Annotated in this window: 17 protein-coding genes and 1 tRNA gene; 4 read left to right on the top strand and 14 right to left on the bottom strand. The window is 57.9% G+C overall.

What is annotated here, in order from left to right:
- Window positions 1–16: 16 nt before the first annotated feature.
- Window positions 17–1,048 carry a quinone-dependent dihydroorotate dehydrogenase gene (locus KXD86_RS00395; RefSeq protein WP_218634125.1) on the bottom strand — a complete coding sequence of 344 codons (1,032 nt, stop codon included), beginning with the start codon at window positions 1,046–1,048 and terminating at the stop codon, window positions 17–19.
- A 404-nt stretch (window positions 1,049–1,452) separates the two neighbouring features.
- Here KXD86_RS00395 and KXD86_RS00390 point away from each other — a divergent pair, with 404 nt between their 5' ends.
- Window positions 1,453–2,634, top strand: coding sequence for a cation diffusion facilitator family transporter (locus KXD86_RS00390; RefSeq protein WP_218634124.1), 1,182 nt, complete (start codon window positions 1,453–1,455; stop codon window positions 2,632–2,634).
- On the opposite strand, the gene KXD86_RS00385 is transcribed toward KXD86_RS00390, so the two are convergent.
- Window positions 2,631–4,130: a RimK family ATP-grasp domain-containing protein gene (locus KXD86_RS00385; RefSeq protein ID WP_218634123.1), complete on the bottom strand. Its 1,500-nt coding sequence runs from the start codon at window positions 4,128–4,130 to the stop codon at window positions 2,631–2,633. The genes KXD86_RS00390 and KXD86_RS00385 overlap by 4 nt on opposite strands.
- 199 nt (window positions 4,131–4,329) lie before the next feature.
- On the opposite strand from KXD86_RS00385, the gene rimI reads away from it, so the two are divergent.
- Entirely contained in the window at window positions 4,330–5,448 is a 1,119-nt protein-coding gene (rimI, locus tag KXD86_RS00380; RefSeq protein ID WP_218634122.1) for a ribosomal protein S18-alanine N-acetyltransferase, read from the top strand.
- Here the strand turns inward: rimI and uvrB are convergent, their stop codons facing one another.
- Window positions 5,449–7,506 carry an excinuclease ABC subunit UvrB gene (gene uvrB / locus KXD86_RS00375; RefSeq protein ID WP_218634121.1) on the bottom strand — a complete coding sequence of 686 codons (2,058 nt, stop codon included), beginning with the start codon at window positions 7,504–7,506 and terminating at the stop codon, window positions 5,449–5,451.
- A 198-nt stretch (window positions 7,507–7,704) separates the two neighbouring features.
- Between uvrB and KXD86_RS00370 the strand changes: the two genes are divergently transcribed.
- The gene (locus KXD86_RS00370) at window positions 7,705–8,889 is read left to right on the top strand and encodes a pyridoxal phosphate-dependent aminotransferase (RefSeq protein ID WP_218634120.1); all 1,185 of its coding nucleotides are present in this window, start codon (window positions 7,705–7,707) and stop codon (window positions 8,887–8,889) included.
- Between the two features lie 70 nt (window positions 8,890–8,959).
- Window positions 8,960–9,035, top strand: a tRNA-Asn gene (locus KXD86_RS00365).
- 73 nt (window positions 9,036–9,108) lie between these two features.
- On the opposite strand, the gene pyrF is transcribed toward KXD86_RS00365, so the two are convergent.
- From pyrF to gyrA, 11 genes are all read right to left on the bottom strand, one after another.
- Entirely contained in the window at window positions 9,109–9,819 is a 711-nt protein-coding gene (gene pyrF / locus KXD86_RS00360; RefSeq protein WP_218634119.1) for an orotidine-5'-phosphate decarboxylase, read from the bottom strand.
- 29 nt (window positions 9,820–9,848) lie between these two features.
- Window positions 9,849–11,018, bottom strand: a complete 1,170-nt coding sequence (lapB, locus tag KXD86_RS00355) for a lipopolysaccharide assembly protein LapB (RefSeq protein WP_218634118.1) — start codon at window positions 11,016–11,018, stop codon at window positions 9,849–9,851.
- The gene (locus tag KXD86_RS00350) at window positions 11,018–11,320 is read right to left on the bottom strand and encodes a LapA family protein (RefSeq protein WP_218634117.1); all 303 of its coding nucleotides are present in this window, start codon (window positions 11,318–11,320) and stop codon (window positions 11,018–11,020) included. Before KXD86_RS00350 ends, lapB begins: the two co-directional genes overlap by 1 nt.
- Window positions 11,321–11,383: 63 nt before the next feature.
- Entirely contained in the window at window positions 11,384–11,680 is a 297-nt protein-coding gene (locus KXD86_RS00345) for an integration host factor subunit beta (protein WP_008172061.1), read from the bottom strand.
- 134 nt (window positions 11,681–11,814) lie between these two features.
- Window positions 11,815–13,506 carry a 30S ribosomal protein S1 gene (gene rpsA, locus KXD86_RS00340; RefSeq protein WP_218634116.1) on the bottom strand — a complete coding sequence of 564 codons (1,692 nt, stop codon included), beginning with the start codon at window positions 13,504–13,506 and terminating at the stop codon, window positions 11,815–11,817.
- 130 nt (window positions 13,507–13,636) lie between these two features.
- On the bottom strand, window positions 13,637–14,317 hold the full coding sequence (cmk, locus tag KXD86_RS00335) for a (d)CMP kinase (RefSeq protein ID WP_218634115.1): 681 nt from the start codon (window positions 14,315–14,317) through the stop codon (window positions 13,637–13,639).
- On the bottom strand, window positions 14,310–16,544 hold the full coding sequence (locus tag KXD86_RS00330) for a bifunctional prephenate dehydrogenase/3-phosphoshikimate 1-carboxyvinyltransferase (protein ID WP_218634114.1): 2,235 nt from the start codon (window positions 16,542–16,544) through the stop codon (window positions 14,310–14,312). The genes cmk and KXD86_RS00330 overlap by 8 nt, the downstream gene beginning before the upstream one ends.
- Complete coding sequence (hisC, locus tag KXD86_RS00325) at window positions 16,537–17,670, bottom strand: histidinol-phosphate transaminase (protein ID WP_218634113.1); 1,134 nt, start codon at window positions 17,668–17,670, stop codon at window positions 16,537–16,539. Before hisC ends, KXD86_RS00330 begins: the two co-directional genes overlap by 8 nt.
- 35 nt (window positions 17,671–17,705) lie before the next feature.
- Window positions 17,706–18,803, bottom strand: a complete 1,098-nt coding sequence (gene pheA, locus KXD86_RS00320; protein ID WP_218634112.1) for a prephenate dehydratase — start codon at window positions 18,801–18,803, stop codon at window positions 17,706–17,708.
- Between the two features lie 2 nt (window positions 18,804–18,805).
- The gene (gene serC, locus KXD86_RS00315) at window positions 18,806–19,888 is read right to left on the bottom strand and encodes a 3-phosphoserine/phosphohydroxythreonine transaminase (RefSeq protein WP_218634111.1); all 1,083 of its coding nucleotides are present in this window, start codon (window positions 19,886–19,888) and stop codon (window positions 18,806–18,808) included.
- A 51-nt stretch (window positions 19,889–19,939) separates the two neighbouring features.
- The gene (gene gyrA / locus KXD86_RS00310) at window positions 19,940–22,546 is read right to left on the bottom strand and encodes a DNA gyrase subunit A (RefSeq protein WP_218634110.1); all 2,607 of its coding nucleotides are present in this window, start codon (window positions 22,544–22,546) and stop codon (window positions 19,940–19,942) included.
- Between the last annotated feature and the right edge of the window lie 124 nt (window positions 22,547–22,670).

Raw genomic sequence — 22,670 nt, 5'->3', positions numbered from 1 at the left:
GGCCCGAAACCTGCCGTTACTGGCTCTCTTCTTTTACCTGCCGGATGGCCTCCACCGCTTCACGGATCAGTGCAGGTCCCCGATAAATGAAACCCGTATAGATCTGAACCAGCTTGGCGCCCGCCCGAATCTTTTCCGCAGCGCTTTCGCCATCGATGATTCCGCCAACACCGATAATTGGCAAGGTTTCCCCGAGCTCGGCGTACAGGCCCTGAATCACTCTCAGGGATGGGCCCCGCACGGGCGCCCCACTCAAGCCGCCTGCTTCCTCTACGTGAGGATGCCCCGTCACCGCGTCGCGGCTGATGGTGGTGTTGGTGGCTATCACACCGTCCAGGCCCGTTTGCTTCAACGCATCACCCACAAAGCGTATGCCCTCATCGTCCATGTCCGGCGCAATCTTCACGGCGATCGGCACGTAGCGACCGAATTCACGCTCGCACCGGCCCTGCTCATCCTTTATGGCTTCCAGCAATCCCTTGAGAGAATCCCCAAACTGAAGGTCGCGGAGCCCGGGCGTATTCGGTGAAGAGACATTGACCGTGATGTAGTCGGCCCGCGAGTACACCGAATAAATGCCTTTCCGATAATCGGATTCGGACTCCTCGTTCGGCGTATCCTTGTTCTTGCCGACGTTGATTCCGAGAATGCCCTGGTATCGTCGATGGTCCACCCGATCCAGTAAATGCGCCAGGCCTTCGTTATTGAAGCCCATTCGATTGATGATGGCCTGATGCTCCGGCAAACGGAACATGCGCGGTTTCGGGTTGCCCGGTTGCGCAACGGGCGTCACCGTACCTACTTCAATAAATCCAAACCCCAACGCACCCAGCGCATTCAGATGATCCGCATTTTTATCCAGTCCGGCGGCGAGACCGACCGGGTTCGGAAAGTCCAGCCCCATTACCTTCACTGGCAAGTCGTCTACCTTCCGGGAGAACGCCCCCAGTAAACCGAGTCTTTCCAGCGCATCCAGACCGTTCAATGCGATGTTGTGGGCCTGCTCGGGCGGTAACTGGAAAAGCAGGTTGCGGATTACGCCATACATCTGAAAACTCCTTGCCAATGAGTGCGCGCAGTATACCGGAAGTTTTCCACAGCATCGCTTTCCCATGGAAAATCAGTGCTAAATGACCGACTGAGGCAGCTCTCAAAATCTTTTCCACGGAATCTGTGGATAAACCTGTTGAAAATCGCGGGGCAACGTTTGCCATCCCTTGATAACTGCGCCACTCTACAAATTGATCATTTTTTGATCAGTTAATTTATCCTTTATTTTCAATATCTTATAATTTTTTTGAGAAGGTATTGAGTAAACATGACCAAAATGTTAGCCAGTCACAATTCAGCAACATTGTGCATAAATAGTGCACAGGGTGCCTGAAAAATGCCCCCTACAGCCCCAAGTAATAACGTTATACTGACACATCATCCAAATTTTGGAGCAACCTGATGGAAGAGCCCGTTTCACCGGCAAAACGTAACCGGGAAAACCTGGCCACGGAAATGAAGGCCGCCTTCAGCGTCACTATTATAGGAATGATTCTCGATGCCGTTCTGGGCATCATCAAAGTCATTGCGGGCACCCTTTTCCACTCCCAGGCGTTGTTGGTGGATGGCATTCACTCGTTCAGCGATGTTGCATCCGATCTGGTGGTGCTTGGCGTCATGAAGGTTTCCCGACAGGAGCCGGATGACGACCACCCTTACGGTCACCAACGCATCGAAACCTTTGGAACCCTGGTGCTTGGCAGCATACTGATTGCCGTCGGTGCAGCACTCGCCTGGGAAAACACCCTGAGACTGATTGAGGGTAAGGCCGATATCGTCCCCGGTTGGCCGGTTTTGGTTGCAGCGGGCCTGTCAGTAGCCGGCAAGGAGTGGATTTATCACTACACCCGGCGGGTGGGTAAGGAAATCCGGTCCGACCTTATCATTGCCAACGCCTGGCACAGTCGAACCGACGCGTTCTCCTCGATTGTCGTGCTGTTTTCCACCCTCGGTGCCATGGCAGGCATGCTCTGGCTCGACGTGCTCGCGGCGGTCGTCATCGCCGGCATCATTATTCATGTTGGCTGGAGATTCACCTGGGACAGCGTCAAAGAGCTCGTCGACACCGGCCTGTCTCCGGAAGACACCGACATGCTCAAGGATATTGCCCGCCAGACCGACGGCGTGAGAAACGTTCATGAACTGCGCAGCCGCAGGATGGGACACGACATACTGCTCGACATCCACCTCGTGGTTCGGCCAGACATCAGCGTCTCCGAAGGCCATCAAATCGGCATGCAGGTCGTCGGCGGTATGCGCCACGCACTGGAGAATATTCGGGATATCAATTTTCACATAGACGCGGAGAACGACGAGGATCAACCTCGAACGTCCGAGCGGCTCCCCAATCGCGAGGAAATCCTGGAGCTCCTCGCCCAACACGTTGGCGAGTTACCGTCGAACACTCGCCTGCGCCTGCACTACCTGAAGAACAAGGTTTACCTGGAGCTGTTCTTCGACAATTCCGCGGACAGCGACATCATCACGGTCGACCGGGTTCGGGAAGCGTTGGCCGATTATACCTGGTTCGGGAGCGTGCGGATCTGGATAAGCGCGCCTCAGGACCGGACAAACGGCGCCTAGCGGCGCCGTTTGTCCTCCATGCGCGACAGGAACTCCTGCATGATCAGCGTGTAGAGTTCACCGCCGAGAAAGCGGTCTTCCACGCCCGCGTCAATGCTGGGGTTGTCGTTGACTTCAATAACGGCAACGCGGTTACCTGACTGTTTGATATCCACCCCGTAGAGGCCATTGCCAATCAGCCGGGTAGCGTTCAGTGCCGCCTGAATTACGTTTCGCGGAACTTCGTACGTTGGCATGGTCTCAAAATCGCCGCTCTCGCTGCTGGACTCCCCGTGCTGATAGATCTGCCAGTGGCCCTTCACCATCATATATTTGCAGGCATAAATGGCTCTGCCGCCAAGAACGCCAATTCGCCAGTCATAGTCGGTGTAGAGGTATTCCTGTGCCAGCACCAGGGCAGACTGTTTGAACAGAGCCTTCAGGCCGGCGCGAAGGGTTGCCTCGTCCTCGGCCTTGGTTACGCCACGGGAGAAGGCACCATCCGGGATCTTGATGACCACCGGCAAACCCAATTCCTCAATGATCTGCTCCACTGGCTGTTTCTGGTCCCTCGATAGAATCAGGGTCTTGGGCGTCGGTACCTTGTTGTTTTTCAGCAAGTCCGCCAGGAACACCTTGTTGGTGCATTTCAGAATGGACACCGGGTCATCAATGACCACCATGCCCTCGGCCTCAGCCCGACGGGCAAACCGGTAGGTGTGATGGTCGATTGCCGTGGTTTCGCGGATGAACAGGCCATCGTATTCCGGCAGCCGCATATAATCGCGTCGGGTAATCTGCTCAACGTTAATACCAAGTTTGCGCCCGGCCTTCTCGAAGCGTTTGAGCGCCAGCTTGTCGCTGGGGGGCATTTCTTCTTCAGGGTTGACCAGAATGGCCAGGTCATAACGGTAGCGGCGCCGGGTACGCGGCTTTCGCCAGATCATGCTGCTGAACCGGTCCAGTGCTGCCGCGAAGGCATCCTGCTCCTGCTCGTCCAGATCCGCCGGTGCGGCCGGTTTCATGGACTCGATCTGCCAGCCTTTGCGGCACTTGAACACCACCTCGAGGATTGGACAGGGAAAGCGGTCAAACAGCGCGCGGGCGACGGGCTTCAACTCGGGTTGCGCGGCCTGGCCGAAATAGGTCCGCACCCTGACCTCGTGCGTCGCCTCTTGCCCGTCCGTGGCCGGATCAATGGCGGACCCGGAAGCGTCCAGCCAGTTAACGACGCTGTCGTCCAATTCGTCCAGTTGCAGGGAGAAAAGCCCTTTCCGGCTGAGGTCATTGAGCGTCATCACCGACGGCACCACATGATGGCCGCGGGCTTCGGCCAGCAGTGAACAGTAGTAACCCCGGCTCAGATACCGGGCGCTCTGACACAGATTGATCACCCGCACCCGGCTGGAGGCAGGCGCCGAAAATTGCAGGTACTCGTCGAACGTCAGAACATCTTCGCTGGGGTAATACGGAGACCAGTCTTTTGCGCGATCCACCACTATAAGCAAACGGGACATCGAAGGCGCTCCTCCCTGAAGGTTCTGCCTGATTGTTTTGGGCAACGATACGCTCGGGCCGAAACCGAAACAATCCTCAACTAATGCGTGCTTTTACGCATACTTCGGCTATTTTTCAAGTATCGGCCATGACTCATAATAGCGCCGGCAAGAAACCTTTCCAGCTTGCTCCCAACACTCCCATCAAGGCTCCAACACCATGTCCGAACTCCAGATCAGACAGGCCATCCAGACCGACCTCGACGATCTGGTCCGACTGGAAAACCAGTGTTTCTCAGAGGATCGAATTTCCCGGCGCAGTTTCCGCCGGTTTCTCGAAATGCCCCGGGACCGGCTGCTTGTCGCAACTATGGACAACCAGCTGGTGGGGTATTGCCTGGTCCTGATGAGCGCAGCCACCCGGCTTGCCCGAATCTATTCGATCGCCGTGTCGCCCAAAGCCCGTGGCCTTGGCGCTGGCGAGAAACTGGTCCGTGCGTCTGAACGGGAAGCAGTCGACGCAGGTCGCATCATCATGCGACTGGAGGTGCGTGAGGACAACCATCCGGCGATCAACCTCTACAAACGCCTTGGCTACCGTCAGTTTGGCACTTATCGGGACTATTACGAGGACCACGGCAACGCCTTGCGGTTTGAACGCCGCATTCTGTTCTACGAGCCTTCAAAGCAGTATCCCGCGGTGCCGTACTACCCGCAAACCACCGACTTCTCTTGTGGTCCCGCGGCATTGATCATGGCCATGGCCGCGCTGGATGAGGCGCAACCGGTCACCACACTGGAAGAGCTCAAGCTCTGGCGCGAGGCCACCACCATTTTCATGCTGGCAGGTCATGGAGGCTGCGGCCCCCACGGGTTGGCACTGTCCGCCTGGCACCGTGGCTTTCACGCCAGTGCCTGGATCAGCAAGGAAGGCGCCCTGTTCAAGGACACGGTCAGGAATGAAGACAAAAAGCGGGTGCTGGAACTGGTTCACGAGGGCTTTCTGCACGACATCGGGCAAACCGGGATTGAGCTGCATCACGACCCGTTGACGCTCGAGGGCATGGAGCAGGCGCTTCATCACGGCCGCATTCCCGTCATCCTGATCAGCACCTGGCAATTGAACCGAAGCCGGGTTCCCCACTGGGTGACCGTCTGCGCAATCGACGATCAGTTCGTCTATCTCCACGACCCGGAAATCGATGTCGACGCCGGCGAAACCGTCGCCGACAAGCAGTATTTGCCGATCGACCGGCGGATCTTCGACAAGATGTCCCGTTACGGTCGGCTGCAACCACTCCAGGCCGCCGTCATCGTCGGCCCCAAACGAGACGCCTGATTAACCGGTCCTCAAGGCCGCTTCTTTCAGGTCGGAAATCTCGTCCCGGATTCGTGCCGCCGTCTCGAAATCCAGATTCGAGGCGGCCTTGTACATCTCGTCTTCGAGTTTTGATACTTCTTTAAGCACCTCTTCCGGTGACTTGTTGCCGGTCTTGGCCCGGTACTGTTCGGCCTCCTCCGCAGCCTTCTGGCCCGGACGCTCGGCTTTCCGCCGACCGCGACCGCCACCACCGGCGCCTTCCATGATATCGGCGATCTTCTTGTTCAGGCCCTGCGGCGTAATCCCGTGTTCCTCATTGTGCTCCATCTGTTTGGCACGCCGACGTTCGGTCTCGTCAATGGCTCTCTGCATGGAGCCGGTGATCCGGTCGCCGTAAAGGATTGCCCTGCCGTGGACATTCCGTGCCGCCCGGCCAATGGTCTGGATCAACGACCGCTCTGACCGCAGGAAGCCTTCTTTGTCGGCATCGAGTATCGCCACCAGGGACACTTCGGGCATATCCAGACCTTCCCGCAACAGGTTGATCCCCACCAGCACATCAAACTCACCGCGCCGGAGGTCGCGGATGATCTCAACCCGTTCGACGGTATCGATGTCAGAATGCAGATACCGCACCTTGATGTCGTGCTCCATGAGGAAGTCGGTAAGATCTTCCGCCATCCGTTTGGTCAGCGTGGTTACCAACACCCGCTCCTTGATGGCCACGCGGGCATGGATCTCGGAGAGCAAATCGTCCACCTGGGTGGATGCCGGCCGGACCTCGATTTCCGGATCCAGCAGACCGGTGGGACGGACAACCTGCTCGACAACCTGCCCGGCATGCTCCGCCTCATAGTTGGACGGCGTTGCCGAGACAAAGATCATCTGCGGCGCGATGCGTTCCCATTCCTCGAAACGCATGGGCCGGTTGTCCAGTGCCGACGGCAACCGGAAGCCATACTCCACCAGGGTTTCCTTGCGCGAACGGTCACCTTTATACATGGCCCCTATCTGCGGAATGGTTACGTGCGACTCGTCCACCACCAGCAGCGCATTGGGCGGCAGATAATCAAACAATGTGGGAGGAGCCTCGCCGGGCCGGCGACCGGACAGGTAGCGCGAATAGTTTTCAATGCCGTTGCAGTACCCCAGCTCCATCATCATCTCGATGTCGTACCGGGTACGTTCCTCCAGCCGCTGCGCCTCCACCAGACGGTTGTTGTCCCGCAACTGCTGAAGGCGCTCGTCCAGCTCGACGCGAATGCTCTCCACGGCATCGAGTACGGTCTGGCGCGGCGTAACATAGTGGGATTTCGGGTAGATCGTGACCCTGGGTACCCGGCGCAGAACCTCGCCCGTGAGCGGGTCGAAATAACTGAGGTTTTCCACTTCATCATCGAACAGCTCAATGCGGATGGCCTCCTTTTCGGATTCCGCCGGGAACACATCAATTACATCCCCGCGAACCCGGTAATTGGCCCGATGAAACTCCACATCGTTGCGGGTGTACTGAAGTTCGGCCAGCCTCCGCAGAATGAATCGCTGGTCAATCTGGTCGCCCCGGTCCAGGTGCAACATCATCTTCAGGTAGGATTGCGGGTCACCCAAACCGTAGATCGACGAAACCGTGGCTACGATGATCGCATCAGGCCGCTCCAGCAGGGCTTTGGTCGCAGACAACCGCATCTGTTCAATGTGCTCATTGATCGACGCATCCTTCTCGATGAACGTGTCCGACGAGGGGACATAGGCCTCAGGCTGATAATAGTCGTAGTAGGAGACAAAATACTCCACGGCATTGTTCGGGAAGAATTCCCGGAACTCCCCGTATAACTGCGCGGCCAGCGTCTTGTTGTGCGCCATGATGATGGTCGGGCGTTGGATCCGCTCGACGACATTCGCGATGGTAAAGGTCTTGCCCGACCCCGTTACCCCCAGCAGGGTCTGATGCGCCAAGCCAGACTCGATGCCATCCACCAGCCCCTCAATTGCCTTCGGTTGATCACCGGCGGGCTTGTAGGGCGAGTCAACTTTGAAGACACCCGCTTTGTCAGCGCTGGACTCGTTTTTGGTCATAATAGGCGGACAACCTCCGGTTTTTGGCAGCGCCAGCCATTTAGCAGGCCTGCACCATCGAGAAATTTAGCGTTACGCCGGCTTCATGATACCATCAGTGCGATCGACGGCTGGGCGAAAATCAGCCAATGCCATGGCTCATGGACCGATTGCCAGCCGATCGCAGCCCTATCAGACGCAGCTTTAAGGAGCGCAAGTTTGGACCTTCAACTTTCCAGCCGAGTACAGGCTATCAAGCCCTCTCCCACCCTCGCAGTCACCAACAAGGCCGCGGAACTTCGCGCAGCCGGCCAGGACATCATTGGCCTGGGTGCAGGCGAGCCGGACTTCGACACCCCCGATCACATCAAACAGGCAGCCATTGAAGCCATCAACAACGGCCAGACCAAGTATACCGCCGTGGATGGTACGCCGGCCCTGAAAAAAGCGATTATTGCGAAGTTCAAAAGGGACAACGGCCTGGATTACGAAGCCAACCAGATACTGGTATCCAGTGGTGGCAAGCAGAGCTTTTTCAACCTGGCACTTGCCACCCTCAACTCGGGTGATGAAGCGATCATTCCGGCACCCTACTGGGTATCCTACCCGGATATGGTGCTGGTAGCCGAGGGCAAACCAGTGATCATCGAAACCGGCGCCGACACCCGGTTCAAGATCACACCTGAGCAGTTGGAGAACGCGATTACCGAGCGTACCCGCCTGTTCGTGATCAACAGTCCGTCCAACCCGAGTGGCATGGCCTACTCCATGGATGAGCTGAAGGCCATTGGCGAGGTGCTGAAGAAGCATCCGAACATCATGATCGCCACCGACGACATGTATGAGCCGATCCTCTGGACTGGCCAGCCGTTCTGCAACATTGTGAACGCCTGTCCCGAACTCTATGAACGTACCTTCGTGCTGAACGGTGTTTCAAAGGCCTACTCCATGACTGGCTGGCGTATCGGTTATGCGGCCGGCCCAGCCAAGATCATCGGCGCCATGAAGAAGATCCAGTCCCAGAGCACGTCCAACCCCTGCTCTATCTCCCAGGCAGCTGCTGCAGCCGCTCTGGACGGTGATCAGGCGTGCGTGGGCGAGATGGTCAAAGCGTTCAAGGAACGGCACGACTGGCTGGTGGGTGCCCTGAACAAGCTGCCGGGCGTTGAGTGCCTGAACGGCGACGGCACGTTCTATGTGTTCCCGAGCTTCCAGGGAGCCATTGATGCCGACAACAGCGTTAGCACCGACGTGGAGTTTGCCGAAAAACTGCTGACGGACGCCGGCGTTGCGATCGTCCCAGGCTCTGCCTTCGGTGCTCCGGGCCACATGCGCCTGAGCTTTGCCACCAGCATGGAAAACCTTCAAAAAGCGATCGAGCGGCTGCAGAAGGCGCTCGGCTAAAAAGTTCTGCTCAGGGGTTGACGAGGCCGTATAGCCACCTTAATATACGCGCCTCGTCACACGACGACGTTCCCCGATAGCTCAGTTGGTAGAGCAACGGACTGTTAATCCGTTTGTCGCTGGTTCGAGCCCAGCTCGGGGAGCCACTATTCAAAAAAGCCGCTGATTCTCTGAATCAGCGGCTTTTTTCATTTCTGACCAGGCACAAGCTCAGGCGACTCAGGGAGCCGCCGTTTCCTGATGAATCGCTTCCAGGGCCGCCAGCGGATCGGGCGCCTGGGTAATGGGTCGACCAATCACCAGGTAATCACTGCCGGCACGCAGCGCGTCACTTGGCGTCATAATTCGTTGCTGGTCACCCCTGGCGGCACTCAATGGCCGAATACCCGGCGTAACCAGCTTGAAGTCGGCGCCCTGCTCAGCCTTCAGGGTTGGCGCCTCCTGGGCCGAACACACCACTCCATCCAGGCCACAATTCCGAGTCAGGGTTGCAAGCCGTGACACATGCGCCTCCGGCGACTCACCAATGCCGATCCCCGAAAGATCCTCTGCGCTCATGCTGGTTAGCACCGTTACCGCGATAAGCAATGGACGCTCGGTACCATACGCTTCCAGGCGCTCCCGACAGGCGATCATCATCTTCTCGCCGCCGGAGGCATGCACATTCACCATCCACACCCCCAGATCTGCCGCAGCCGCCACCGCAGCGGAGGTGGTGTTGGGGATGTCATGAAATTTCAGATCCAGGAAGACGTCGAAGCCCCGCCGTTGCAGCCCCTGAACCAACTGGGGACCAGAACGGGTGAACAGTTCTTTGCCCACCTTCAGGCGGCATTTTGCGGGGTCCAGCTTGTCCACCAGCTCCAGGGCCGGATTCTCGGAAGGAAAATCCAGGGCGACGATAATCTTTGGATCGTTAGCGTTTTGCACGTTCAATGTCCTGCGGAATGTCAGAAAAGTTATTCGGCTTCAACACCCTGGATTGGGCGCACCGTTTCCCACTGCTTGCAGCTCGGACACAGCCAGTGCAGCTGTTGACCGGAGAACCCGCAATTGGCGCAGCGGTAAACTGGACGATTAGAGAGTATAAGGTGACCAATCCGGCTGACCAGGCGGCCCTCGTCCGTGGTCATCCCTTTCTCATAACCGGCCATTTCGACCAGTCGAAGCAGGCCACGAACACTGGGCCGCATCTCGAGCTCCTGCCGCAACAGATCGATCGCAGCGGGACGCCCCAAGGACCGCTCAACTGACTCAACGAGGGCCAGAAGCAGGCTGGTACTGGGGTAGTTCTCGTAGAGTTTGCGGAGCTTCTTGCCGAGGCGCCCGACGTCACCGTGCTCATTCTCCAGACGCATCAGTCGATCTACCGCCTCAGGGCCAAACTCCGGGTTCTGGTCAAACACCTTCAAACTCTGATTCGCCGCGTCCCGGAATCTGCCCTGTCGAATCAGCAACTTCATCAGAATCAGCGTTGCCCTGACACAAGACTGGTCGTAATCCAGGGCCTCTTTGGCAAGCTTCTGTGCCGCCCAGCGATCGTCATGTCGCAACGATTCCTCCGCGAGTTCACAGGTGATGTACGCCAGCACCTTGAACATGCCCGGATCAGCATCGCCCTTGGTCAGCGCGCGGGCCACATCTGCCGCCTTCCCCCACTCCTTTTCCTGCTGATAGACCTCAATTAACTGCTGGGCCGACTTCCGACCGTAGTCCCGATCGCCCATCAATTGATGCAGCAATGCTTCGGCGCGGTCCAGCAGGCCCGCGTTGAGGTAATCCTTGGCAAGTTCGAGGGTAACCTGTGGCGAGAAACGCGTTGGCAGTTCCGGCCGGGCCAACAAATTCTGGTGAATCAGAATGGCGCGCTCTGTCTCGCCTTTAAGGCGGAAGTGACTTCCAATGGAGAGATGCAAACTGACCGTATCCTTGTTCACCGCAAGGGATTGAACAAAGTTTTCAACAGCCTGATCGGAGTAATTGGTAAAAAGAAACTGAAGGCGGTCGCGCACCGACTCTTCGTCGGAGATGGTCTTTCGGGTCCTGCGGCCATTGCTGCCTAACCTGCCGGCAAGCCAGCCAGCTGCGACCGCTGCAGTGAGCAGCAGCCACTGAAGCACTATATCCATTAAAGAGTCCGGTCGTTCTGGGCCCTGGATTTCTCCAATGCCTGCTCGGCACGATCAAGTCGTTTCTGAAGCGCTCGCCGGGAAACCGAGGTACGAACAGTTGCCAGCATGGTGATCAACACACCCACAAGCGCGCCGATGACGAATGCCATAATAATCCAGACAGCCACGCCGTGGGGTTGAGTTTCGAACAACAGAAAGTTGAGCGAGACGGCCATCTGGTTATTGAGTGAAAACACCAACGCCAGCAGGACAAGGACCAGCACCAACAGAATAATGAGAATTTTCTGTAATCCTGCCATAGCCATAGAGCTCCCAAATGGGCGTCGGAAAAGCCCGGATTATACCTGTTCCCCGATCCGGCGTCAGAAGCCTTTTTTCAGGCTGTCGTTTACCTGTTCCCGCAACTCTTTGCCCGGCTTGAAATGAGGAACATACTTGGCGGGCAACTGAACCGCTTCACCGGTTTTGGGGTTCCGACCGGTGCGAGCAGCCCTGTGATGCAGGGAAAAGCTACCAAACCCACGAATTTCAATTCTCTGACCATCGGCAAGGGATTGAGACATATGCTCAATGATGGTCTTCACAGCCAACTCTACATCTTTAACGGAAAGCTGAGTTTGCTTGGACGCAATCAGCTCGACCAGTTCGGACTTCGTCATGAGGCGTTTCCCTCTTTCATTATTATTCGGCCGATGATTACCGGACTCTCATGACTACCAGTTTAGCCAAACCAAAAAAAAACACAAAAAAAACGGGCTCTTAGAGCCCGTTTTTTTCTTACCAACCTGAGATATTAATCTTTGTTGGCATTCTGCTGCTGCATCTGCTCCTTGATGAGATCACCGATGGTGGTCGCACCAGAAGTTTCAGCCGCTTTCGCCCGTACACCTTCAAGTGCCTGCTTGTCGTCCTCAACGTCTTTGGACTTCACTGACAGGTTGATGATGCGGTTCTTGCGGTCGATGCTGATAATCTTCGCTTCGACTTCTTCGCCTTCCTTCAGCGCGTTGCGTGCATCTTCAACACGGTCACGGCTGATTTCAGACGCCTTCAGTACGGCTTCAACTTCGTCGTTCAGGGCGATGGTCGCAGCCTTGGCATCAACAGCAGACACGGTGCCCTTCACGATGGAGCCCTTGTCGTTCAGCTGTACAAACTCGGCGAACGGGTCGCTCTCGAGCTGCTTGATACCGAGGGAAATGCGCTCGCGCTCCGGATCAACAGACAGGATAACGGTTTCAACTTCGTCACCCTTCTTGTATTCACGAACCGCTTCTTCGCCAGTCTCGTTCCAGCTGATGTCAGACAGGTGAACCAGACCGTCGATGCCACCGTCCAGGCCGATGAAGATACCGAAGTCAGTGATTGACTTGATCTTACCGGAGATACGGTCGCCCTTGTTGAAGTTGCTGGAGAAGTCTTCCCACGGGTTGGAAACGCACTGCTTGATACCCAGGGAGATACGACGACGCTCTTCGTCGATATCCAGAATCATCACTTCCACTTCGTCGCCTACCTGGACGACCTTGGACGGATGGATGTTCTTGTTGGTCCAATCCATTTCGGATACGTGGACCAGACCTTCAACACCTTCTTCCAGCTCAGCGAAGCAGCCGTAATCAGTCAGGTTGGTTACACGCGCAGTAACCTTGGTGCCTTCCGGATAGCGACCCTTGATATCAACCCACGGATCTTCGCCCAGTTGCTTCAGACCCAGTGAAACGCGGTTACGCTCACGGTCGAACTTCAGAACTTTAACGTTGATCTCATCGCCCACATTCACGATTTCGCTCGGATGCTTGATGCGCTTCCAAGCCATGTCTGTGATGTGCAGCAGGCCGTCAACCCCGCCCAGATCTACGAACGCGCCGTAGTCGGTCAGGTTCTTGACGATACCCTTGATTTCCAGACCTTCGGTCAGGGTTTCCAGCAGAGCTTCGCGCTCAGCACTGTTTTCAGCTTCCAGAACGGCGCGGCGGGAAACAACCACGTTGTTACGCTTCTGGTCCAGCTTGATAACCTTGAACTCGAGTTCCTTGTTCTCCAGGTGCGCGGTGTCGCGAACCGGACGAACGTCTACCAAAGAGCCGGGCAGGAAGGCGCGGATGCCGGCCAGATCGACGGTGAAACCGCCCTTGACCTTACCGTTGATAATGCCCTTGACAACCTCTTCCGCTTCGAAGGACTTCTCAAGTACCTTCCAGGCTTCAGCGCGCTTGGCCTTCTCGCGAGACAGACGGGTTTCCCCGAAGCCGTCTTCAACAGCATCGAGAGCTACATCGACAACGTCGCCGATAGCAATTTCCAACTCGCCTTTTTCGTTAAGGAACTGGGAGGCGGGGATAACGCCTTCGGACTTCAGTCCGGCGTTAACGGTGACCCAGTCGCTGTCGACGTCAACTACGGTTCCCTGGACGATGGAACCCGGTTGCATGTCAATTTCTTTCAGGCTTTCTTCAAAAAGATCCGCAAAGCTCTCGCTCATTATGTGTCCTATGTGATCAACGCAAGTTTACTCCGTGCTACCAGCAACACGGTCTGTTAGTCATGTCCGGGTGTGGCCAGTGGCTGGCCGATAACGCCACATCCGGCATTTCAACGACAAAAAGGTGCAGTCAGGCCTGACCTGCTGCGGCCATACACCTGTCTAACACCTCTTCTATACTCAATCCTGTGGAATCAATGACTTGCGCATCATCCGCAGGCTTGAGAGGGGCTGCAGAACGGTTCATATCCCGTTCGTCACGAACCCGTATCTCCTCTAAAAGGGCATCAATGTTAACATCGACACCCGCGTCCTTCAACTGGCTAAATCGTCTCCGGGCTCGCTCCTCGGCACTGGCGGTCAGGAAAATCTTGACCGGCGCGTCGGGGAAAACGACCGTGCCCATATCCCGACCATCGGCGACCAGTCCCGGCGGCTTCCTGAAATCCCTCTGGCGCTGCAAAAGCGCATCTCTGACCGGCTGCATCACGGCAACCCGCGAGGCATTGTCACCACAGGCTTCGGTCCGGATTTCCGAGGTCACGTCCTCCCCCGCCAGGATCACCCTGGCCGGTTCACCCGCCGGCGTCGGCTCAAAGGCGACATCCAGCGAAGAGGCAACTCGGATCAGGCCCTCCTCGTCATCGAGGGAAACGCCCTGGCGCACCGCTGCGAGAGCAGTCAACCGGTAGAGCGCGCCACTGTCGAGCAAATGAAATCCGAGCTTCCTGGCCAGCATCTGGGTAATGGTCCCCTTGCCCGAACCGCCTGGGCCATCCACGGTAATGACGGTCGCCTCGCGCTCAGTCATTTGCCTCTCCCTCGGCCTCGATGTGGATTCCGGTGCTCCGGGCCAGCGTCACGAAACCCGGGAAAGAGGTCGCGACATTCGCACAGTCGGTCACTTCGATCTCGCCCTTGGCCCGCAGGGAGGCCACTGCGAAGGACATGGCAATCCGGTGATCGCCATGGCTGTTGACCGTACCACTGCCGATGGTCTGACCGCCCTCGATCACAATACCATCCGGCGTGACCGTGGTTTCAACACTCAGGGCTGCCAGCCCATCTGCCATGACCTGAATCCGGTCACTCTCCTTCACCCGAAGCTCTTCCGCTCCGCGCAGCACCGTACGCCCCTTGGCGCAGGTCGCAGCAATGAACAGGACTGGAAACTCATCAATCGCCAGCGGCACCTGATCCTCGGGAATATCGATCCCTTTCAACTCGGCCGCCCGGACACGCAGATCAGCAACAGGCTCACCGCCAATCTCGCGCTCATCCAGCACTTCGATATCCGCGCCCATCATGCGGAGGATGTTGATCACACCAACTCGCGTCGGGTTCATTCCCACGTGGCGCAACACCAGGTCGGAGCCTGGCGCAATGCTGGCAGCAACCAGGAAAAACGCCGCCGACGAGATATCCGCGGGTACGTCAATGTTGGTGGCCGTCAACTGCCCGCCCCCACTGACGCTGGCTGTGGCGCCATCACGGTGCACGTGGTACCCGAATCCCGCCAGCATACGCTCCGTATGATCCCGGGTAGGCGCGGGCTCGGTCACCGAGGTGCTGCCTTCGGCGTAAAGACCGGCCAGCAACAGGCAGGATTTCACCTGCGCGCTGGCAACGGGCATTTCATAATGGATGCCAGTCAGATGTTGGCCGCCACGAATTTTCAGCGGCGGTCGACCGCCCTCGGCAGTGTCGATAACCGCACCCATGGCCCGCAGCGGATCGGCAACCCGCCCCATGGGACGCTTGGACAGGCTGGCGTCACCGGTCAGCTCGGAATCGAACGGCTGGGCGGCGAGCAGGCCGGCGAACAAACGCATGGCGGTACCGGAATTGCCCAGATAGAGCGGGCCCCGCGGCGCCTGAAGACCGTTGATGCCAACACCGTGGATCCGCACGAAGCCGGCATCCGGTCCCTCTATGGTGACCCCCATATCCCGGAATGCCTGCAGCGTGGCGAGGCTGTCTTCACCTTCAAGAAAACCTTTTACTTCGGTGGTCCCATCGGCCAGCGCGCCCAGCATAATCGAGCGGTGGGACATGGATTTGTCACCCGGCACCCGGATATCACCGGTCACGGCGCCGCCGGGCTGAAGACGGAACGTTACCTGTTTCTCAGCGTTGTTTGTCACGTAAGCCTGTCCTGAAAGCATCTTTGAAAAATGTTCCCGCGCCGCCTTGGCGCGACTGAAAACCCGCAACAGCGTGGCACTGTCCTGATTGGCAATGGCCTCGCGCAACTGATCCAGATCATGGGTGAAATGGTCGATCACGCGAAGCACTGCCTGTCGGTTGGAAAGGAAGATATCGTGCCACATGACCGGATCACTGGCAGCAATCCGGGTGAAATCGCGAAAGCCACCGGCCGCATAACGGAAGATGTCCATGTTCTCATCTTCGCCGGCCAGTGTATCCACCAGAGAGAAAGCGATCAGGTGCGGAAGATGGCTGGTGGCAGCCAACACTTCGTCGTGATAGCCCACCGACATGGTCAGTACGGTTGCGCCACACCCTTCCCAAAGCCGCTTCAAGCGCTCCAGTGCCGATGGACTGGCCTGGTCGCCAGGTGTCAGGATGACCTTGTGCCGGGCAAACAGCTCCGGATTGGCGGCCCGGATTCCGCTCTTCTCGGAGCCGGCAATCGGGTGACCGGGGATCACGTTCGGCGACAGCCCACCGAAAACCGCTTCGACATCGGCGACAAAACTGGATTTGGTGCTGCCGACGTCGGTCAGTACGGCGTTCTCTCCGAGCCATGGCTGAATTTCCGCCAGCACAGCGCGCGTTGCCCGGACCGGCACAGCCAGAACCACCAGATCACTGCCCTTCACCGCCTCTTCAATGGAGCTTGCCGCTTCGTCAATAACGCCCAGCTCCTGACCCAGCGCCAGCTCATCGGCACGCTTGTCGGCGCCAACCACCTGCTCTGCCAAGCCATTACGTCGGATCGCACAGGCCAGCGATCCGCCTATCAGACCAAGGCCGATGATCGCGACACGCTTGAACAGAGGCTGTTGATCAGGCACCCGCGGCTCCCTGCCCTGATGGCGTCAGCGCTTGTTTCAGGGCTTCGATAAACCGCTCGTTCTCGGCTGGCAATCCGACCGACACGCGCAGATGGTTGGGCATGCCATAACCGGCAACGGGGCGCACGATGACCCCCTGGGCAAGCAGTGACCGATAGATTTCCTGAGCCTGCCCGCCGACATCGACGGCGACGAAATTGCCCGCAGACGGAATATAGTCGAGACCCAACCGGTCGAACGCCTGCTCCAACTGCTTCAGGCCAGCGGAATTCACCTCACGGGCCCGCTCGAGGTAGTCCTCGTCACCCAGGACAGCGGTTGCCGCGGCCAGGGCCAGTGTGTCGACGTTAAACGGCTGGCGAACGCGGTTAAGAATATCGGCAATCTCCGGGGAGCAGATGCTGTAGCCGACCCGAAGCGCGGCAAGCCCCCAGGCCTTGGAGAAGGTCCGGCAGACAATGAGGTTGGGGAACCGGCTCAGAAGCTTGAGGCCATCGGGGTACTGATCGCCCTGCAGGTATTCGCAATAGGCCTCATCGAGAACCACCAGAACACGGGCGGGAATTTTCTCCAGGAATGCTTCGACGGCGCCTGCCTTGTGCACGGTGCCGGTTGGATTATTCGGGTTCGCCACGAAAACCAGTCGTGTCCGATCCGTTACGGCAGCCGCCATGGCATCGAGGTCATGCCCCCACGCCTTTGCCGGAACGGAAATGCCCGTCGCGCCAATGGCCTGGGTTACCAGTGGGTAAACGGCGAAGGCATACTGAGAAAAGATGACCTCCGAATCCCGGTCGGCAAAACATCGGGCAATCACTTCCAGCACGTCGTTCGAACCGTTACCCAGGGTAATCTGGTCCATCCCCACGTCGAAGCGCGCGGCCAACGCCTGCTTCAGATCAAACCCATTGCCGTCGGGATACAGGCACAGTTCTGGTAGCGCCTTCCTGACCGCGGAGAGCGCCTTCTCACTGGGTCCGAGCGGGTTTTCGTTGCTGGCCAGCTTGACGATATCGGCCGGGTTCAGCCCCAGCTCACGGGCCAGCTCGTCAATCGGTTTACCCGGCTGGTAGGGAGATAATGCCTGAACCCCTTTCACTGCCAGGCTTTGGTAATCAAACGCCATAGCCTTACCTCGTTGCTTACCCGAAGACCCGGACTCTAGAGCACACCAATCGGATAGGAACCCAACCGCTTGAGCTCAACCGCTTCGTCGTCCACTTCAGCCAACAGATTGCGCACCGGCTCGTCTTCCATGTGCCCCTCGAAATCGATGTAGAACACATACGCCCAGGTACCACTGGGCGACGGTCGCGTTTCGATCCGGGTCAGGCTGATACCATGCCGGTGAAACGGCTCGAGGAGCTGATACAGTGCGCCGGGCTTGTTACGCATGGAAACCAGGATGGAAGACTTGTCGTTCCCACTGGCCGGCACTTCTTCGCGGCCAATAATGAGGAATCGTGTCGTATTATCCGGCCGATCCTCAATGCTGTTGGCCAGTTTCTCCAGCCCGTAGAGCTCCGCCGCCATATCGCCGGCAATGGCCGCCGCACCAGACTCCTCTGCCGCTCGGCGGGCTGCCTCGGCGTTGCTGGACACGGTAATGCGCTCAATACCGTAGCGGTGGGTATCCAACCACTGGCGGCACTGGGCAAAGGACTGCTGATGGGAATAGATCCGGGTGATTTCCTGGTCCTTGTGCTTCGGCGACACCAGCAGGTGGTGATGAATTCGAAGCTGAACCTCACCGCAAATTTTCAGCGGTGACGACATGAACATATCCAGGGTGTGATTGATCATGCCCTCGGTGGAGTTTTCCACCGGCACCACGCCGTAGTGAGCGGCGCCGGACTCCACTTCCCGGAACACGGCATCAATGGCCGGCAGGGGCACACTGATCACCGAGTGCCCGAAATGCTTCAAAGCCGCAGCCTGGGTAAAGGTACCCACCGGGCCCAGAAAAGCAATGTGCATCGGCTTTTCCAGAGCCAGGCATGCAGACATGATCTCGCGGAACAGCCGGGCCATTTCCTCAGAAGACAAAGGCCCCGGGTTCTGCTCCTTGATACGGCGCAGCACCTGCGCTTCGCGCTCAGGGCGATAAAAGAAGACATCCTGGTCCGGATTCGACGCCATTTTCACATGCGCCACTTCCTGTGCACAGCGAGCCCGGGCGCTGATCAGATCCATGATCTGCTGGTCGAGGCTATCGATTTCGTCCCGAAGCTCCCCCAGGCGAATTTGCTCGTCACTCATGCTCAGCCACGCTCCCTGGCGAATTCCGCCATGTACTGGATCAGGGCGTCAACGCCGGCCTCAGGCATGGCATTGTAGATACTGGCGCGCATGCCGCCGACGGAGCGATGCCCCTTCAGATTGAGAAGACCGCGGGCGTCTGCGCCTTTCAGAAACTCACCGTTGAGACCGTCGTCCGCCAGGGTAAATGGAACATTCATCCAGGAGCGGTACCGGGGATCAATTGGGTTCGCATAGAAGTCGTTGGTATCGATGAAATCGTACAGCTTCCTCGCCTTGCGATGATTGATCTCACCCATGGCTTCGACGCCGCCCTGGGCCTTCAGCCATTTGAAGACCAGCCCGGCCAGGTACCACGAATAGGTCGCCGGGGTGTTGTACATGGAGTCGTTATCGGCGATGACCTGGTAGTTCATCATGGTCGGCGTTTCCTTGCGGGCCTTGCCCAGCAGATCCTTCCGGATAGCCACGACAACCAGCCCCGAGGGGCCGATGTTTTTCTGGGCACCGGCGTAGATCAGACCGAACTTCGAGAAATCCATCGGACGGGACAGCATGGTGGACGACATATCCGCCACCAGCGGCACATTGCCACTGTCCGGGATGAAGTCGTACTCGAGTCCCCCGATGGTTTCGTTCGGCGTGTAGTGCAGATACGCAGCATCGGCGTTGAGTTGCCAACCGGACACATCCGGAATGGTGGTGAAGCCGGATTCCTCCGAGCTCGCCACCACATTCACCTCGCCATAGCGTTTTGCTTCCGCAATCGCCTTCTTGGACCAGATGCCGGTGTTCACATAATCCGCGGAAGACTTCTCTCCCAGAAGATTGAGCGGGATGGTGGCAAACTGGCTAGAAGCTCCACCCTGCATGAAGAGTACGGCGTAATCATCTGATATACCGGCCAATTCACGGAAGTCTTTCTCCGCAGTCTCGGCGATCTGTACAAAATCGTCGCTGCGATGACTCATCTCCATGACGGACATACCGGTACCGCGCCAATCCAGCATTTCCTCGCGTGCCTGCAGCAGCACGGATTCCGGCAAGGTCGCCGGGCCTGCACAAAAGTTATACGCCCTACTCATGATCCTGTGATCTCTCAAGTCTTACTGGTTCGGTCTTGTAGCGGTGCCGGCTTATTCCTCGCCGGCACCGTCTTCGGAGCTGCCTTCAGCGGAACCTTCACCCTTTTCGCCGTCGAGCGCCTCGTCGTCGGTTTCGGCAATACGCTCCACGCCCACGAGGCGCTCGTCTTCCTGGCTGAGCTTGATCAGGCGCACGCCCTGGGTGTTGCGGCTCAGTACGGAAACCTCGTCGGTCCGGGTACGAACCAGCGTGCCCTTGTCGGAGATCAGCATCATCTCATCGCCATCAAACAGCTGCAGCGCAGTAACCAGGTTGCCGTTACGCTCGGAACACTGCATGGCAATAACGCCCTGGCTGCCGCGACCGTAGGTCGGGAACTCGTCAATCGCGGTCCGCTTGCCGTAACCGTTTTCACTGGCGGTCAGGATCACGCCGCCTTCCTGCGGAATAATCAGTGAGACCACGTGGTGCCCTTCCGGCATCTTGATGCCGCGCACACCACGGGCGGTCCGGCTCATGGGGCGAACCGCCTCTTCGGCGAAACGAACGGCCTTACCGGCGGTGGAGAACAGCATCACTTCCGCATCGCCTTTGGTAATGGCGGCGCCAATCAGGGTATCGCCCTCATCCAGGGACAGGGCAATCAGACCACTGCTCCGGGGACGGGAGAAGTTCGGCAGCGGCGTCTTCTTGACCACACCAGCGGAGGTTGCCATCAGTACAAACTGGTCTTCCGGGTAATCCCGGACTGGCAGGAAGGTCGTAATTCGCTCGCCCTCGTCCAGCGGCAGGATATTTACCATCGGACGGCCGCGGGAAGCGCGACTGGCGCGCGGGATTTCGAATACCCGCAGCCAGTAAACCTTGCCACGGTTGGAGAAACATAGAATGGTGTCGTGGGAGTTGGCCACCAGCAGTTTCTCGACGAAATCTTCGTCCTTCATGGACGTGGCCGCCTTGCCCCGGCCGCCACGGCGCTGGGCCTGGTAATCCTCGACCGCCTGGGTCTTGGCGTAACCGCTGTGGGAGATGGTCACAACCAGGTCTTCTTCGTCGATCAGGTCCGCGATGGTGAGGTCACGACGGGAGCTGGTGATCTCGGTGCGGCGCTCGTCACCGAATTCCTCGACGATGGCCTCCAGTTCCTCGCGGATGACCTGCATCAGGCGCTCGGGATCGCCCAAGATGTCCAGCAGGTCGGCAATCTTTTCGAGGATTTCCTTGTATTCGTTCTGCAGCTTTTCGGTCTCCAGACCGGTCAGGCGATGCAGACGCAGATCCAGAATGGCCTGGGCCTGCTCCGGCGAGAGGTGATACAGCCCTTCACGAAGGCCATAGATCTCAGGCAGGTCATCCGGACGGCAGGCGTCTTCGCCGGCCCGTTCCAGCATGGCCAGAACATCCCCAGGCGACCACCCCTTGTCCATCAGTTTTTCTTTAGCTTCGGTCGCCGATGGAGAGGCTTTGATCAGCTCAATGATTTCATCGATGTTGGCCAGGGCAACGGTCAGGCCCTCAAGAATGTGGCCCCGCTCCCGCGCCTTACGCAGTTCGAAGATGGTCCGACGGGTGACCACTTCTCGGCGGTGCCGCACGAACGCGTCCAGCATCTGCTTCAGGTTGAGGGTCTTCGGCTCACCGTTGATCAGCGCAACCATGTTAATGCCGAACACGGTTTCCAACTGGGTCTGGGCGAACAGGTTGTTGACGATCACGTCCGGGTTTTCACCCCGACGCAGCTCAATCACCACCCGGATGCCTTCCTTGTTGGACTCGTCCCGCAGCTCTGAGATGCCCTCAAGACGCTTCTCTTTGACCAGCTCGGCGATTTTCTCGATCAGCCGCGCCTTGTTCAGCTGGTAAGGCAGTTCGGTAATGATGATCGCGTCGCGGTTGGTCTTGTTGTCGTGCTCGATTTCATGGCGGGCACGAATATAAATGCGGCCGCGACCGGTCCGATAAGCCTCAACGATGCCGGCACGGCCATTGATGATGCCCTGGGTCGGGAAATCCGGACCGGGAATGAATTCCATCAGCTCGTCGACGGTGAGGTCCGGGTTATTGATCAGCTCCAGGCAGCCCTTGACCACTTCGGTCAGGTTGTGGGGTGGAATATTGGTTGCCATACCCACGGCAATACCGGAGGAACCATTGACCAGCAGGTTGGGAACTCGGGTGGGCAGGACATCCGGAATGCGTTCTGTGCCGTCGTAGTTGTCGACGTAGTCCACCGTTTCTTTGTCGAGGTCCGCCAGCAGCGAGTGCGCAATCTTTTCCATCCGGATTTCGGTGTAACGCATGGCTGCCGCGTTATCACCATCGATGGAACCGAAGTTGCCCTGACCGTCGACCAGCGGGTAACGCAGCGAGAACGGCTGGGCCATACGAACAATCGTGTCGTAGACCGCAGAGTCACCATGGGGGTGGTATTTACCGATAACGTCACCCACCACACGGGCGGATTTCTTGTACGCCTTGTTCCAGTCGTTGTTCAGTTCGGACATGGCGAACAGAACCCGGCGGTGTACCGGTTTGAGGCCGTCCCTCACGTCCGGCAGGGCCCGGCCAACGATGACGCTCATGGCGTAATCGAGGTAGGACTGTTTTAGCTCGTCTTCAATATTTACCGGCAGGATCTCTTTGGCTAACTCACCCATCGAGAAAGGTTCCTTTGCGTTATCTGGAAGTCGTGTCAGGGCCGTTTCCGGGCCCCCTAGTTATTCTTCAACAAGCCGCCAAGTCTACCACAATCGCTCCCGCACCGGGGCAACTGTGAGGCGG

This window comes from Marinobacter arenosus (assembly GCF_019264345.1).
In the GTDB taxonomy this organism is placed as follows: Bacteria; Pseudomonadota; Gammaproteobacteria; order Pseudomonadales; family Oleiphilaceae; genus Marinobacter; species Marinobacter arenosus.
The sequence above is the reverse complement of the archived record's forward strand: the minus strand, read 5'-3'. Positions and strand labels throughout refer to the sequence as shown.